The following is a 15,836-nucleotide window of genomic DNA, read 5'->3' on the forward strand; positions in this document are numbered from 1 at the left end:
GCGGTTCGCACGAGTCTAGCGAGTGCGCTCGTGTCCGCGCACGTTGATGAAGGAGAAGACAGCGGCCAGGACCATAGGGCCGAGCAGCCACACAACTGAACGAAGCAGTCCGGTGACGATCATATCTGAGCCGGGCAGCCAATTCGGCTGACCGAAGACGAAGGACAGCACGGCGATGATGACGGCGGCGACCAGCATCGGAGCGCTGCTGCGGTACATCGTCTTCAGATGCCACAATCCCGCCGCTGCCAGGGCGAGAGCCAACATGAGTCCCCACGGCAGGATTATCGGGGTCTCGCCGAGGTTGATCACCGTGACGTTCAGATGCTGCATGGTGCCGAGGAAGGCGATGAGCAGTCCGAGCACGGCGGAGTGGAGGTAGGCGAAGATCCCGGGTTTCCGCAGTTCGCGACGACGCCGCAGGGGCACGGCCGCTGCCGCGTTCTCCTGAGATTCGACCGCTGCGATGTCGAGCCCGGTGAGCACATGCGGGGCCGGTCCGCTGTTGAGCGTCTCGGACGGGATCGGGGCCCCGGCTCCGATGGAGAAGTATTCGTGGTCGCCGATCTTCTGGCCGACGCCGTTGGACAGGGCGAAGAAGTCACCGGACACGCTCACCTGAGTGCGGTGGGCTTCCAGGGCGGCCCGTTTCGCAGGCAGCACCGAAGTGACATCTTGGTCGACGACGATCTGATCGACCGGAGATTTAGCCGGGATCGTCTCGGCAGCGGCGAAACCGGTCTGGGCGAAACCGTCTTGGTTCGGGTCGAACGAACGGCGGGCCGCCTCAGCGGGGGTGTCGACGTAGAGCAGCCGACCGGTCCGCCATTCGGCGAGGTCGAACGCTGCGGTAGTGGCCTCATGCACGCGCACATGATCGGGGTGGCCGTATCCCCCATTGGAGGCATAGGTGATGACCGCGTGCGGTTCGAAGGCATCGATGACGGCGGCGATATGTCTGGCCACTGTGGTGACATCGGTCGCGCACAGGGCATCGTCGGTCATCGACGATGCGGGGCGGGCGTGCCCGTCGGGTCCCCATTCCATCCCCGAATCCTCAAAGGTGCGGGTGGTTCCGCCGAGGAAGGTGTGCAGGCGCACGCCCAGAGCACGCATCGCCTCGGTGATCTCCTGCTCCCGCACCCGGGCAAGACCGGCGCGGTCACCCTCGAGCTGTTTCAGATCTGCGGGAATGACCTCGCCGCCCTCACCGCGGGTGGCGGTGAGCACCATGACCTCGGCACCATCGGAGACCAATGCGGCGATCGTGCCGCCCGTCGTGATCGTCTCATCGTCGGGATGAGCGTGCACGAGGAGGACGCGTGGCGTTTCAGTCATTGGTTCCTGGGTGCTCGAGGTCATTCGGTGCTGCCGGATCTGAGGTTCCGGCTCAGGCGTTCTGGCGGCGCAGCTTCGCGTAGAGCTTTGCACGTTCCTTCTGATCGAGTTCGACCTTGCGGATGCGGATGGCACCCGGGGTGACCTCGACGCATTCGTCCTCGCGGGCGAATTCGAGGCTCTCCTCGAGGGTCAGCTTGCGCGGCGGGGTGAGGTTCTCGAAGCTGTCGGCCGATGCCGAGCGCATGTTCGTCAGCTTCTTCTCCTTCGTGATGTTGACGTCCATATCGTCGGCGCGTGAGTTCTCGCCCACGATCTGGCCCTCGTAGACCTCGGAGGTCGGTTCGACGAAGAAGGTTCCGCGATCCTGCAGGTTGATCATCGCGTACGGGGTCACGGTTCCGGCACGGTCGGCCACGAGCGATCCGTTGATGCGGAACTCGATGTTGCCGGCCCACGGACCGTATCCGGCCGAGATCGTGTTCGCGATACCGGTGCCGCGGGTTTCGGTGAGGAACCGAGTGCGGAAGCCGATGAGGCCGCGGGCGGGAACCTTGAACTCCATCCGCACCCAACCGGTGCCGTGGTTCGTCATGGTCGACATGACACCCTTGCGGGCGGCCAGCAGCTGAGTCACGGCGCCGAGGTAGTCCTCCGGCACGTCGACCGTGAGCTCTTCGAAGGGCTCGTGGACCTTGCCGTCGACCTGCTTGGTCACGACCTGGGGCTTGCCGACCGTGAGTTCGAATCCCTCGCGACGCATCTGCTCGACGAGGATGGCCAGAGCCAGCTCACCGCGGCCCTGGACTTCCCAGGCATCGGGGCGTTCGGTCGGGACGACCTTGAGGGAGACGTTGCCGACGAGCTCCTGGTCGAGGCGGTCCTTGACCATGCGGGCGGTGACCTTCGTGTTCTTCTCGCGGCCGGCCAGAGGCGAGGTGTTGATGCCCACCGTCATCGAGATCGCAGGATCGTCGATGATGATCGCCGGCATCGGCTTCGGGTTGTTGATGTCGGTGAGCGTGTCACCGATCATGATGTCGGGGATGCCGGCGACGGCGACGATGTCACCGGCCGAGGCCTCCGTGGCCGGCACTCGGTCGAGGCCCTGGGTCTCGAGCAGTTCGGTGATCTTCACCGAGCTGATCTCGTCACCGCGAGCCCAAGCAACCTGCTGGCCCTTCTTCAGGGTTCCGCCGAAGATGCGCAGCAGCGCCAGACGGCCGAGGAACGGTGAGGCGTCGAGGTTCGTGACATGTGCCTGGAGGATGCCGTCGGAGTTGATCTCCGGTGCCGGGATCGTCTCGAGGATCGTCTTGAACAGCGGCTCGAGGTCGGGGTTGTCCGGGACCGCTCCATCGGCGGGCTGTTCGAGGGAGGCGGCACCGGCCTTCGCAGCGGCGAAGACGACCGGCACGTCGAGGACGGAGTCGACGTCGAGGTCAGGGACTTCATCGGCGAGGTCGGAGGCCAGACCCAGGAGCAGGTCCTGGGCTTCTTCGACGACTCCGTCGATGCGGGCATCGGCACGGTCGGTCTTGTTGATCACGAGGATGACGGGCAGCTTCGCGGCCAGCGTCTTGCGCAGGACGAAGCGGGTCTGCGGCAGCGGACCTTCGGAAGCATCGACGAGGAGCACGACGCCGTCGACCATGGACAGTCCGCGCTCGACCTCTCCTCCGAAATCGGCGTGGCCGGGGGTGTCGATGACGTTGATGACGATAGGGTCATCGCCGGCCGAGGGTCCGTTGTAGAGGACCGAGGTGTTCTTCGCGAGAATGGTGATGCCCTTCTCGCGTTCGAGGTCGCCTGAGTCCATGACGCGTTCGGCGAAGTCGCCGTGTTCGCTGAACACACCGGTCTGCCGGAGCATGGCATCGACCAAGGTGGTCTTGCCGTGGTCGACGTGTGCGACGATTGCTACGTTTCGGCGGTTGTCCCGTCGTGTGATGGCTTCAGTCATCAAGAACCTTTTTGAGATAGAGAGATCGGTCCAGCCCGGACCCAACAGACAATTATACGGCCACCCGCACGCTCTCGCGTGCAGGTGGCCGTCAGCTTGGGCGGACTCAGGCGTTCATCGTCGCCTCGAGAACCGCGTCCCTGGCCTCCCGACGCTTGCGCTGCTCCTGCGGATCCGGAACGGGAACCGCCGACAGCAGACGCTGCGTGTACGGGTGGACGGGGTTCGACACAACCTGTGAGGACTGGCCGATCTCGACGAGGTAGCCGTGGCGCATCACTGCGATGCGCTCAGCGATGCGTTCGACCACTGCCAGGTCGTGGCTGATGAACAGACATGCGAAGCCGTATTCCTTCTGCAGGCCCTCGAACAGGTCGAGGACCTTCGCCTGCACGGACACGTCCAGCGCCGAGGTCGGCTCATCGGCGATGAGCAGCTTCGGTCGCAGAGTCAGGGCACGGGCGATACCGATGCGCTGACGCTGACCGCCGGAGAGCTCATGCGGATAGCGGTTACGCATCGAGGTCGGCAGTTCGACCGAGGTCAGCAGCTCCTCGACCCGCTTGCTCAGCGCCGGCCCTTTCATCCCCTCGTGGAGGTAGAGAGGCTCACCGATCGACTCCCCGACCGGCAGTCGCGGATTGAGCGAGGAGCCGGGATCCTGGAACACGATTCCGACTTCCTTGCGCAGGGGGCGCATCTGCTTGTTGCTCAGACCCTTGATGCTCGTACCGTTGACGACCATATCGCCTTCGACCGTGGGCAGCAGTCCCAGAGCGGCACGCCCGATCGTGGTCTTGCCCGAGCCCGACTCCCCCACCAGGCCCACGACTTCGCCGGGGGCGATCATGAGATTGATGTGGTGAGCCGCACGGAAAGCCTTCTTCCGTCCGATCGCGGGATATTCGATCGCGGCGTCACGCAGCTGCAGGGCAGAAGGCTTCGAGAAGTCCGCCTGCGAACCGGGATGGTAGTACGTTTCCGTGGAGTCCATTTCAATATCGGGGCGATCCTGTGCCGTCACCTGAGCACGTGCCTCGGCCACGGCCATATCGGCGGCCCCTGCCTCGGAGAGACCGTCGCCGCCAGCCCCGGTGCCCGGCTGGCCGACCGGGTCATCGGCGTGCGAAGCCTGATCGGAGGTGATATCAGACAGCGAGGCTTTGACGTCGCCGATGCTGGCGCCGAATGCTTCGCTGTCGGTTCCGGCGCCGAGGTGTGGAACAGCCTCGAGCAGCTGCTTCGTATAGGGATGCTGCGGATGATAGAAGATCTCCTCCGCAGCACCCGATTCGACCACCTTGCCGGCGCGCATGACGATGATCCGGTCGGCCATATCCGCCACCACGCCCATATCGTGGGTGATGAGGATGATGCCGGCATCGAGCTTGTGCTTGAGCTCGCGCATCAGTTTGAGGATCTCGGCCTGCACCGTGACGTCGAGCGCGGTGGTCGGCTCATCGGCGATGAGCAGCTTGGGCTGACAGGCCAGAGCCTGCGCGATCATGATGCGCTGACGCTGACCGCCCGAGAGCTGGTGCGGGAACGAATGGAACCGATCCTCCGGATCAGGGATCTCCACCAGCCGCATGAGCTCGAGTGCACGCTCCTTCGCCTCACTGGGACCGATGTCGAGGTGGACGCGCAGCGTCTCCACGATCTGGTACCCGGCGGTGTAGACCGGGTTGAGCGCAGTCATCGGTTCCTGGAAGATCACGGAGATGTCGTTGCCGCGCACGGCCTGCATCTTCTCCGGCGGCATGCCGATGAGTTCACGTCCGTTGAGCTTCGCTGAGCCGCTCGCACGGCCGTTGCTCGGCAGGAGACCGAGCAGAGACATGCTCGACTGCGACTTGCCCGAACCGGACTCGCCGACGATCGCCAGAACCTCGCCGGCATTGACCGTGTAGTCGAGGTGTTCGGCGGCCATCCACCATTCGTCACTGACCCAGAACTGGACTCCGAGGTCATTGACCTCGAGGATCGGGGAGCCCTTCTTCGGCTGGTTGTCTGCTTTCTTCTCAGCCATCACTTCGCCTCCTTCTGTGCCATGCGCTCGGCCTTCTTCATCTTCCTCCAGCTCGGGATGGTCTTCATCCGCGGATCGAACGCATCGCGCAGACCATCGCCGATGAAGTTCACACACAGAGCGATGACGATGATGAACAGGCCGGGCCACCAGAACAGCCACGGACGGGTCGCGAAGGAAGTCTGGTATTCGCTGATGAGCTGTCCCAACGAGATGCCGGGCGGTTTGATGCCGAAGCCGAGGTAGCTCAACGAGGCTTCGAGCACGATCGCCTGACTCATGATCAGCGTCGTGTTGACGATGATGACGCCCATGGCATTGGGCAGCATGTGCTTGAACATGATCCGGAAGTCGCTGGCGCCGGCCACGCGGGCCGAATCGACGAACTCCCGTTCGCGCAGTGACATGAAGTCACCGCGGACGAGGCGTGCAAGACCCACCCAGAGGATGCAACCCAGCGCCACACCAAGGAGCGGGCCGTTCGCACCTCCGACCAAGACGCCGAGGATCGATCCGACCACGATGACCGGGAGGATGACGAAACCGTCGGTGATGCGCATGAGCACCGAATCGACCCAACCGCGGTAGTAGCCCGCAACAGCACCGATGACCGTGCCGATGATCAGGCAGACGATGCCGATGATGAACATGACGACGAGAGAGATCTGCGTCCCTTTCATCACTCGGGCGAAGTTGTCACGACCGATCTCGTCCTGGCCGAAGGGGTGATCGCCGAGTGAGAAGAAGTTCGCGAACGACCAGGTCGGGGCTCCGCCGGGGTTGACCACGGGCCCGGACGCCGTATGGCTGAACTTCCACCAACCGGGAATTCCCCCAAATCCCTGTGCGCTGAAGGCGAAGATGGCCACGAGCACAAGGACGACGATGGAGATCATCGCACCTTTGTGACGAAGGAATTTGCGCAGGACGATCTTGCCCTGGGAGAGACCTTCGGTTTCCTTCGACTCGATCGCATTGTCCCCGACTTCGTCGAGGGCGAGAGCGTTCTGTTTGTCGTTGTCAGTACTCATGCGTTCACTCGGATTCTCGGGTCGAGGACGGCATAGAGGAAGTCCGCGACCAGGTTGGCGATGATGGCGAGCAGGCCTGTGATCAGGATGTAGGCCATGACCGGGTCGAGCTCTGCCTGCCTCAGCGAGTCGATGAAGAGCTTGCCCATGCCGTTCCAGCCGAAGATCGTCTCCGTGATGACGGCACCGCCGATCATTGTGATGATGTCGACGGGAACGACCGAGGCCAATGGCAGCAGCGCATTGCGCATAGCGTGCCGCATGATCACCGTACGTTCGTTGAGGCCTTTGGCTCGTGCCGTGCGGATGTAGTCCTGGCCCAGAACCTCGAGCATCGAACCGCGGGTATAGCGGGTGTACGAGGCGAAGGAGATGAGGACGAGAGCGATCGACGGCAGCAGCAGGTGAGTGAACGAGTCGAGGTTCGTGATCCAGAAGTCGCCGTCGATATTCGGCGCCGATGCACCGATCGTCGCGATCGGACGATTGTTGATGGCCGGGTCGTCCGAATACTCCTGCCAGCCCTGCAGCACACGGTCGGCGAAGATGAGCACTGCCACGATGATGGCCGTGAAGCTCGTCGTGCGCGCGGTATCCCAAGGATCCGGGCCGCGGAATGCCAGGCCGATGCCGACAGCGACTGCGATCGCAACGATGAAGAGCCCGAACATCCACAGCCAGTTCATGTCGACGTAGTAGAAGAGGTTCATGAGCGGCCAGTAGAGCAGCGCACCGACGACCACTGTCGTCAGCGAGGCATAGAGCACGCGACGGTTCTTCAGTCCCGTCGACAGGTACGTCATGACGATGGCCGCTCCGACTCCGATGACTACCACGCCGAGGAGGCCGATGGTCGGATGCTGCATCCACCCGCTGGCGAGGATGTAGTAGATCGTGCCGAAGGTGATGACCGCGGCGGCGGCGAAGGTGAAAACTCGACGCTTCGCGCTGCCACCGAGTGCGCCCATCCAAAACAGGCCCATGGCCACACAGCCGATGATGATCGGCCACCAGGATTCCAGGGTCGGGTCGTTGATGAAGTTATTGATGTCGATCGCTCCGTACTGCTTGAGCAGCACCGCCACCCAGAAGACTGGCAGCGAGTAGAGCAGGAACGAGACGAAGGTGATGAAGTAGTCGAAGCCAGAATACTGGCGGATGGCCGAGATCATACCGACGGCGATGCCGAGGATGATGGCCACGAGCGTCGAGGCGGTGATGAGCTTGATCGTGTTGACGATCGCACCCTGCAGCTGGTCGGTGACCTCTTGGCCGGACTTCCAGGCGATGCCGAAGTCACATTGGCCGATGGCGCAACCGCCGACGCCTGCCAGCCACTTGAAGTAGCGGACGATCGCGGGGGTATCGAGGTCGAGAAGCCTGCGGCGCGACTCGTAGAGGGCCTCGATGTTCGGCGAGGTGCTCGCGCGCAGGTCCCAGAAGAAGTCGAGCGCTACATTGAGGAGCAGGTAGAGGACGAAAGTGACGACGAGGAGCACGAGCGCCGTCGACAGCAATCGTCGGAGGATGAATCTGATCATTATGAGGGTTCCGTTTCAATCTTCCGAAAACGCCGCTGTGGGGACCACACAGTGATCCCCACAGAAGGCCTGGGTGGAGAAGAACCGATCGCGTCAGTCGCGGATCAGTTGACTTCCCACTCCCAGTAGTTCCAGAACATCGTCGGCGACACAGACGTCGACTTCACGTTCTTGACGCTGTCACGGTAGATCGTCAGTTCGGGGAACTGGAAGATCGGCGCACCGAATGCGTCCTCGGTCAGCTGCTTCTCCATGTCGATGAGAAGATCCTGCTGCTGGTCCTCCTTGGACACAAGCAGCTTGTCGAGGATCTTGTTCATCTTCTTGCTCGAGTAGCCGCCGTAGTTGTTCTGAGCACCAGTGCGGAAGTTCGCATCGTTCTCCGTCACGCCGGTGCCCTCGGACTGCCAGCCGAACAGCGAGACGTCGTAGGTGCCGTCGCCGAGGCGGGTGCCCCAGTTGACATCGCCGACGTCTTTGATCTTGAAGCCGGCCTTCTCTGCCGATTCCTTGATCAGCTGGAATTCCTGCTGACGACGCGAGTTCGTGTTGTCGTACATGACACGCACGGTCGGCTTCGAGACTCCGGCTTCCTTGAGCAGCTTCTTCGCGGCTGCGACGTCACCGTCGGCTGCGTCGGCGACGCCGTTGACCTTGGTGATCGCGTCGTACATCGGCGAGCCCGGCACCTGCGAGTAGGAGTCACGAGTGACGGCCTTGTCGTTGAGGGGCTTGATGATCTTCTCGACGATGTCCTCACGCGGCAGCGCTTTGAGGAATGCCTGACGGACCTTCTTCGCCTTCTCCTCGTCGCCGCCGTTGGCGGCAGGGTCGAAGGGACCCTTGTTGTCGAAGGTGAAGTCGACGTGTTCATAGGTCGCGCCATCGGCGGCGTCGACATTGACGCCGTCGATCTTCTCGGCAGCGGAGAGGACGTCGGCGGTCGCCTGCGGCTGGGTCATATCGACCTCGCCGTTCTCGATCGCCTGGATCATCGCCATCGGATCGCCGTTGTAGCGGACCGTGACGGTCTTGATCTTAGGCTTCACCGGTCCGGTGTACTTGTCGTCGAGTTCAAGGGTGACGTACTGTCCCTCTTCGAACTTCGTCATCTTATACGGGCCATTGTGGACCAGCAGGTCCTTGTCCTTCGGCATCGAGGTGAAATCGAACCCGGTGTTCCAGGTGTTCGAGATCTTCGACAGCTTCTTGGTGTCCTTGTCCTTGATGGCTTTGAGGATCGCGTCCTTGCCCTTCTCGGCATCGTCGACTCCGAGAGCCTTCTTCGCCACGATATGGGCGGGCACACCGACGCCGTCGGCGCCGGTGCCGAACTCGGTCTGCCAGTCAGCGTAGGGCTTAGAGTATTCGAGGGTGATCTCTTTGCCGTCATCGGAGATCTCGGGGAACTTCTTGACCAGAGCCGATCCGGCGGTCGAGGAGTCGAAGTAGACCGTCTTCGCGTCGTTCTTCTTCACCGTTCCGTCGTCGTTGTTGTTGGCTTCGACGGTGTTGAAGTTCGCCGAGGTGCCGGCCCAGGTCAGCGCCAGGTCAGCAGCGTCGACGGGAGTGCCGTCGGACCACTTCGCATCATCGTTGAAGGTGTACTTGACCTTGAGCGGGTTGTCGGAGACCTTCTCGACCTTGCCGAGCGCGCCTTCCTGAACCTCCAGCTTGTCGTCGTAGTACCCGAAGTTGTCATTCATCATGTAAGTGAGAATGGCGTTCGAGGTCGCATTGCCGTTGGCGGTCAGCGTGTTCATCGACCGGAAGGATTCGTTCCAGCCGATATTTACGGCGGTGTCCTTCGACGAGTCTTCTTCGTCACCTCCGCCAGGGGGTGTGCAGGCGGTGAGCACCATTGCGGCGGCAGCCACAGAGGCACCGGCCGCGAGGAAGCGCTTGTTCACGTTCTCTCCTTGTTGTTCTAGGGCGAGTCACCCTCATTCTTGCACCCCAAGTCCAGAGTGCATTCCGGTCGCATGCAACAGTTCGGCAGGAGCCGAAGCGCATGTGACCGCGTTCATGTTTTACACATGGATTGCAACAAAGTTAATTCACGGACGACTGTGACGGAGTCCACATAATGAGCAAATTTCCGAATCGTTACCATTTCGAGACAACGAGAACAGACAACTTTTGTTCAGTCTCAATGGATAGGATGATCAGGTGGCTGGCAGTGAGATAGATCGCAATGAGACCGAGCCGATCGTCGTGCGTACGACCGGTTCGACGGCCCTGTTCTTCATCGTCGGCGGACTCTGTGCCTTCGGGGTGCTCTCGATTGTCTTCGGCGATTTCACGCTGCGTGGACTGGCCGCCGCAGGCATCCCGCTGGCCGTCGGCACCTTGGTCTTCGTCTTCTATCGGTATCCCCGCGTCGAGCTCCACAGGCAGCAGATCGTCCTGGTCAATCCCCTGCAAACAGTGACGATCCCGTGGAACCTCGTCGACGGCTTCGAGACCCATTTCGGTCTGAGCGTGCGCACTCATGAGAAGAAGTTCGCCTCATGGCCCTTGGCCGGCAAGGGCAAGAAGTGGGAGAAGGATGAGCACGGCAGGCGTGAGCTCGTCGAAGATCCGAGTCCGGCCGTCGATACTGTTCTCGAGCGCTATTCCGCGCTCAGCGACGCGGAGCTGGCCAATCCCGGCGGGCAACGCGTCGTGGAGACGAGATGGAACATCGGCATCATCGCCGTGGGTCTGCTCGCCATAGCGTGGGCACTCATCGGCTTCGCAGCGCTGCCGAGCTGAGGAACCTAGCGCACCTTTTCGCCCTCGACAGAGTAGAGGGCGGGGCCGCGGTCACCAGCCGCGTTCGCGCCACTCCCCCAGTTTCGGACGTTCCTCGCCCAGAGTCGTCGAATCTCCGTGCCCCGGCAGCACGAGAGTGTCGTCCGGGAGCTCACCGAAGACTCGCTCCTCGAGGTCGTCCATGAGAGAAGTGAAGTCCTCTGCCGACCAAGTCTTGCCCGGTCCGCCCGGGAACAGCGAGTCGCCGGAGAACAGGATCGTCTGGCCTCCGTCACGCAGAAGCAGCGCGATCGAACCGGGAGTGTGCCCGCGCAGTGCGATGGCCTGGAGGACGAATCCGCCGAAGTCCCCGACATCGAGGTGATCGACGGAATGCGCGATCTCCACTCCTTCCGCTTCGGTGATGGCAGCCGCGTCCGCTGCTCCGGCGATGGTCATCGCCTCGGGGAAGTTCGCCGAGGTGGACGGCAGTGCCCGGATATGATCCCAATGCCGGTGGGTGGTGATGATCGCCCGCAGCGTCGGTTCCGCCTCAGTGTCCTGGGCACCCGAGGCGACGAGTTCGGTGATCGCCTTCGCGTCGTCGGCAGCATCGATGAGCACTTGGGAGCCGGTCTCCTTACCGGTCAGCAGATAGACGTTGTTCGCCATCTCGGAGACCGCGATAGAGCGGATGATGACGTGTTCGGTTTCGATCGTGTTCATGTCCATACTCCTCAGTCTGTGCTGATATTGCCGACGGTTCAGTGACGGGTCACCAGGCGCCGCGGGTGTACTGCGGCGGATAGGGCCCGGGTTCGACTCCGAGGACGTGGGCGGCGCGCTGCGGCCATGACGGTTCGCGCAGAGCGGCTCGGGCCATGAAAATCGCATCTGCCTGTCCGGTGCTGAGGATGGTCTCGGCCTGCTTCGGATCGGTGATGAGTCCGACGGCGCCGGTCGGGACGCCTTCGGCGCGGATCGCCGCGGCCAGGGACACCTGGTAGCCGGGGCCGATGGGAATTCGCACCGGGTAGTTGCCGCCCGAGGAGACGTCGATGAGGTCGACTCCGGCTTCTGAGAGCGCACGGCTGACCTCGGCGGCTTCGGCGACGTCAAAACCGCCGTCGGTCCATTCGCTCGCCGAGAGGCGCACGAACAACGGCACGTCATCGCCGACTTCTACGCGCACGGCGGCATAGACCTCGTGGAGCAGTCGGGACCGGCCGGCGAGGTCGCCGCCGTATTCATCGCTGCGCTCGTTCGACAGCGGAGACAGGAAAGAATGGAGCAGGTAGCCGTGGGCGGCATGGAGTTCGACGAGGTCGAACCCGGCGTCGATGGAACGGCGAGCCGCTGCGGCGAAGGCGGCGACCACCTCGGCGATATCGTCCTTCGTCATCTCCGTCGGTTCGGCCAGTTTCGGATAGGCGATGGGGCTGGCGCCGAGTGTCGGCCATCCGCCCTCGGATTCGGGGACGCTGCCCTTCGGCTCACCGGTGAAGGGACGGTAGGTGCTGGCCTTGCGACCGGCGTGGGCGAGCTGGATGCCGATGACGCTGCCCTGCGAATGGACGAAGTCGACGACCGCCGACCAGGATTCGGCCTGGTCATCGTTCCAGATACCGGCGTCCTGCGGTGAGATGCGCCCCTCGGGGACGACGGCGGAGGCCTCGGTGAGGATGAGTCCGAATCCGCCCTGCGCCCGGGCACCGAGGTGGACGAGATGCCAGGGGCCGGGCATTCCGTCTTCGGCTTCGCAGGAGTACTGGCACATCGGTGCCAGCCAGATGCGATTGGGAATCTCGGTTCCGCGCAGGGTCAGCGGTTCGAACAGCTCAGTCATGCCATCAGTCTGCCAGTTCCGCTCGGACTCAGACAGCGATCCCGAATACCGGAACGGCGAGCAGATACACGGTGGCGGTGATGAGGACGATGCCGGTGACGTTGAGCCACAGGCCGCCCTTGACCATCTGTGCCACGGTGACGTAGCCGGAGCCGAAGGCCACCGCGTTCGGCGGCGTCGCGACGGGCAGCATGAAGGCGCACGTTGCGGCCAAAGCGACGGGGATGGTCAGCAGGAGCGGGTCGAGGTCCAGCCCCATCGCCACTCCCCGACGACGGGAACGAACGTCGCTGCCGTCGCTGTGTTCGATGTCAGCTCGGTGAGGAAGAGGATGATAGCCGCGAAGATGGCGACGACGAGAAGCTTCGGCAGAACGCCGAGGCCGCTCGAGGTCTCACCGATCCATTCGGTCAGTCCGGACTCGGAGAACTGAGCAGACAGCGCGAGCCCGCCGCCGAAGAGCAGGAGGACGCCCCAGGGCAGCTTCTCCGCGGTGTCCCAGTCGAGGAGCCGAACGCCGCGATTCGCCCCACCGGGGATGAGGAAGAGCAGAAGGCCCACGGCCATGGCGATGCCTTCGTCACTGATCGGCGGGTCTCCGAAGATCAGCGGCAGCGAGATCCAGCTGACGGCCGCGAGGACGAACATCGCGAGCACGAGCTTCTCACCGGTGGACATGGGGCCGAGTTTGGCCAGTTCCTCACGGATGAGTTCACGTCCGCCGGGAATCCTGTCGATCTCCGGTTTGAACATCACCTTGACCAGCAGGAACCAGGCGATGGCCATCATCACCACCGACAACGGAACACCGACGAGCATCCACTGCCCGAAGCCGATGGAGATGTCGTGGTTGTCATTGAGGTAGCCGATGAGGAAGAGGTTGGGAGGAGTGCCGATGATGGTGCCCAACGACCCGATCGATGCAGAGTAGGCGATGCCGAGCATGAGGGCGGTGCCGAAGTTGGATTTCACGACCGCCCCGATGCCTGTGTCATCGCTGCCGTCGCTCGGGTTATCGGCTGCGCCGTCGCCTCGGTCGGATCCTCCGCTGTCCTGATCTGCGGCACCTGCCGTGTCGCCCAGGGCCGAGCCCATGACCTTCGACACGATCATGAGCACCGACATTCCGATCGGCAACATCATCACCGCAGTCGCCGTATTCGAGACCCACATCGAAATGAACCCGGTGGCGATCATGAAGCCGGCGATCATCGGTCCCGGCTTGTCGCCCATGATGCTCAGCGTCACGAGTGCGATGCGGCGGTGCAGATTCCATCGCTGCATGGCCAAGGCGATGAGGAAGCCACCGAGGAAGAGGAAGATGATCGGGTTGCCGTAGGAGGCACCGACGGTCTCCATCTCGACGTCCGTGCCGAGCACGGGGAACGCCACGAGCGGGACGAGGGACGTCGCTGCGATCGGCAGCGCTTCCGTCATCCACCAAGCCGCCATGAGCACCGCAATTGCCGCGGTCAGTTTTGCTCCATGCCCGACGTCGGCAGGCATGATCGCATAGATCAGTGTGGAGAAGATGAGGCCGAGTAGGAATCCGGTCCACCGGATTCGCAGGGTCTTACGGCTGATGCCGGGTTCTCGTTCCCCCGGAGAACGCAGATCGATCTCAGTGGATGTGAACTCAGCGGAATTCGGGCGCGGGGACATTCTCACTCCTCATCGAGCAGGTGTGCCTGTGCTCTTCCACAGCCTACTCCAGATGTGGTCCCTCTACCGAGCGAATTGCCCTTGCCTCGTGTGCGCGGCTGCGCTGACGCCCGGAGGCGCGGATGCGCCTACAGCTGCCCGCAGAACTCCTGGATGTGATCGACGACGATCTCGGGGTGTTCGACCATCAGCAGGTGTGCGGAATCCGGGACCGTGACGAAGTGTGCGCCCTCGATCTGCTCGGCCATCTCCGACATCGCCTCGGGGGTGCAGCCGGGATCCTGGGCACCGGCCATGACCAGCGTCGGAGTGGTGATCGAGCCGAGCTTCCCGCTCACATCGTAGGTCTTCAGCGCAGAGGCGGCCGCAATGTAGGCTTCGTCATCGACCAGCGCGAGGTCGGAGAGGATGAGGTGTCCGGTGGCGATGTCCTCTCCAAGGAACCCGGCGGCAAACCACCGATCGGCGGTGTCGTCAACGAGGCTCCCGGTGCCGTCTGCGCGGACTTCGCCGATGCGTTCGTCCCAGGATTCCGGTGTGCCGAACTTCTCGCTCGTCGCACAGGCGACGAGTCCGGTGAGTGCTTCGGGATGGTTGAGTGCCAGGGTCAGACCGATGGCACCGGAGATCGAGACTCCGCAGTACGTGAAGGACTCCACCCCGAGCTCGGCGAGGGACTCGACGACACCGGAGGCCAGCTGTTCGATCGTCAGCGGAGCGGCCGCCTCGGCGAGGGCATCATCGGCAGACACGGTGTGTCCGGGAAGGTCGGTGAGGTAGATCTGGAAATCGTCGGCCAAGCGTGCGGCCACGGACGTCCACAGAGGCATCCGGGTGCCCAGAGCGTTGCCGAAGACGAGGACGGGAGAACCGGGATTGTCGTTGAAGGCACGGACGGCGATGCGCATGGAGGCTCCTTGAGAACTGAAGGTGCGAGGGAATTTCGACTGGATTCGACGGATATCGACGAACTGGATTCGACGGGGAAGCTGAGTCGGGATCGGTCAGGAGTCTGTCGTTGAAAGCCTACCGCCGGAGTACTCGAGATAACAGCTCGGACACAGTGACTCATAGGTCACGGAATTGCCGTCGATGGCGACCTGATCGCCGTCGAAGATGAACTGTCCGTCGACGAGGCGGCCGTTGAACATGGCCTTGCGGCCGCAGCGGCAGATCGTCTTGAGCTCTTCGAGGGTATGGGCGATCTCGAGCAATCGCGCCGAACCGGGAAATGCCTTCGTCTGGAAGTCCGTGCGGATTCCGTAGCACATCACCGGCACCGAGGAGGCAGTTGCGATGCGCATGAGCGAATCCACCTGGACGGGGCTGAGGAACTGCGCTTCGTCGATGAGCAGGCACGCGACCGGGATCTTCGGGGCGTCGATGGACTCGATGAGTGCATCATGGTCGACATAGTCAGCATGTTCGGCATAGATCTTCTCGACGTCGCCGTCGGCAGGGATGACGAAGTCGACCTCGCGGGTGACGCCCAGTCGGGACACGATCTGCGATGCGCCCTTGGTGTCGATGAGTGGTTTGGCCAATAGAACCCGCTGGCCGCGTTCCTCGTAGTTGAAGGCCGCCTGCAGAAGAGCGGTCGACTTGCCGGAATTCATCGCCCCGTACCGGAAGTAGAGTTTGGCCACTGTCGTCCTCTTTCTGTTGTCCGTGCCGACACAGAAGACTACCGGGT

Annotated in this window: 11 protein-coding genes and 1 pseudogene; 1 reads left to right on the top strand and 11 read right to left on the bottom strand. The window is 62.9% G+C overall.

Annotation, left to right across the window (positions count from 1 at the left end; all coding sequences use genetic code 11):
- Positions 1-15: 15 nt before the first annotated feature.
- From BLU88_RS12940 to BLU88_RS12965, 6 genes are all read right to left on the bottom strand, one after another.
- Positions 16-1,338: a PIG-L family deacetylase gene (locus BLU88_RS12940; protein ID WP_092014615.1), complete on the bottom strand. Its 1,323-nt coding sequence runs from the start codon at positions 1,336-1,338 to the stop codon at positions 16-18.
- A 52-nt stretch (positions 1,339-1,390) separates the two neighbouring features.
- Positions 1,391-3,301, bottom strand: coding sequence for a translational GTPase TypA (typA, locus tag BLU88_RS12945; protein WP_092014618.1), 1,911 nt, complete (start codon positions 3,299-3,301; stop codon positions 1,391-1,393).
- A 106-nt stretch (positions 3,302-3,407) separates the two neighbouring features.
- The gene (locus BLU88_RS12950) at positions 3,408-5,330 is read right to left on the bottom strand and encodes an ABC transporter ATP-binding protein (RefSeq protein WP_092014621.1); all 1,923 of its coding nucleotides are present in this window, start codon (positions 5,328-5,330) and stop codon (positions 3,408-3,410) included.
- Positions 5,330-6,361, bottom strand: coding sequence for an ABC transporter permease (locus BLU88_RS12955; RefSeq protein WP_092014625.1), 1,032 nt, complete (start codon positions 6,359-6,361; stop codon positions 5,330-5,332). The genes BLU88_RS12950 and BLU88_RS12955 overlap by 1 nt, the downstream gene beginning before the upstream one ends.
- Complete coding sequence (locus tag BLU88_RS12960) at positions 6,358-7,902, bottom strand: ABC transporter permease (RefSeq protein ID WP_092014628.1); 1,545 nt, start codon at positions 7,900-7,902, stop codon at positions 6,358-6,360. The genes BLU88_RS12955 and BLU88_RS12960 overlap by 4 nt, the downstream gene beginning before the upstream one ends.
- 104 nt (positions 7,903-8,006) lie before the next feature.
- Positions 8,007-9,812, bottom strand: coding sequence for an ABC transporter family substrate-binding protein (locus tag BLU88_RS12965; RefSeq protein ID WP_092014631.1), 1,806 nt, complete (start codon positions 9,810-9,812; stop codon positions 8,007-8,009).
- Positions 9,813-10,071: 259 nt separating this feature from the next.
- Here BLU88_RS12965 and BLU88_RS12970 point away from each other — a divergent pair, with 259 nt between their 5' ends.
- Positions 10,072-10,656: a hypothetical protein gene (locus BLU88_RS12970; protein WP_092014634.1), complete on the top strand. Its 585-nt coding sequence runs from the start codon at positions 10,072-10,074 to the stop codon at positions 10,654-10,656.
- Positions 10,657-10,707: 51 nt separating this feature from the next.
- Here the strand turns inward: BLU88_RS12970 and BLU88_RS12975 are convergent, their stop codons facing one another.
- The 5 genes and pseudogenes from BLU88_RS12975 to BLU88_RS12995 all read right to left on the bottom strand — a co-directional run bounded on the left by BLU88_RS12975 (position 10,708) and on the right by BLU88_RS12995 (position 15,789).
- Positions 10,708-11,361, bottom strand: a complete 654-nt coding sequence (locus BLU88_RS12975; RefSeq protein WP_092017480.1) for an MBL fold metallo-hydrolase — start codon at positions 11,359-11,361, stop codon at positions 10,708-10,710.
- Positions 11,362-11,410: 49 nt separating this feature from the next.
- On the bottom strand, positions 11,411-12,481 hold the full coding sequence (locus tag BLU88_RS12980) for an NADH:flavin oxidoreductase/NADH oxidase (protein ID WP_092014637.1): 1,071 nt from the start codon (positions 12,479-12,481) through the stop codon (positions 11,411-11,413).
- A 28-nt stretch (positions 12,482-12,509) separates the two neighbouring features.
- Positions 12,510-14,143: pseudogene (locus BLU88_RS12985) on the bottom strand (SLC13 family permease).
- Between the two features lie 128 nt (positions 14,144-14,271).
- Positions 14,272-15,051 carry an alpha/beta fold hydrolase gene (locus tag BLU88_RS12990; RefSeq protein ID WP_092014641.1) on the bottom strand — a complete coding sequence of 260 codons (780 nt, stop codon included), beginning with the start codon at positions 15,049-15,051 and terminating at the stop codon, positions 14,272-14,274.
- Between the two features lie 96 nt (positions 15,052-15,147).
- Positions 15,148-15,789 (bottom strand): thymidine kinase, encoded by a 642-nt coding sequence (locus BLU88_RS12995; protein ID WP_092014644.1) that lies wholly within the window; start codon positions 15,787-15,789, stop codon positions 15,148-15,150.
- Positions 15,790-15,836: the final 47 nt, after the last annotated feature.

Source organism: Brevibacterium siliguriense, assembly GCF_900105315.1.
GTDB lineage: Bacteria > Actinomycetota > Actinomycetes > Actinomycetales > Brevibacteriaceae > Brevibacterium > Brevibacterium siliguriense.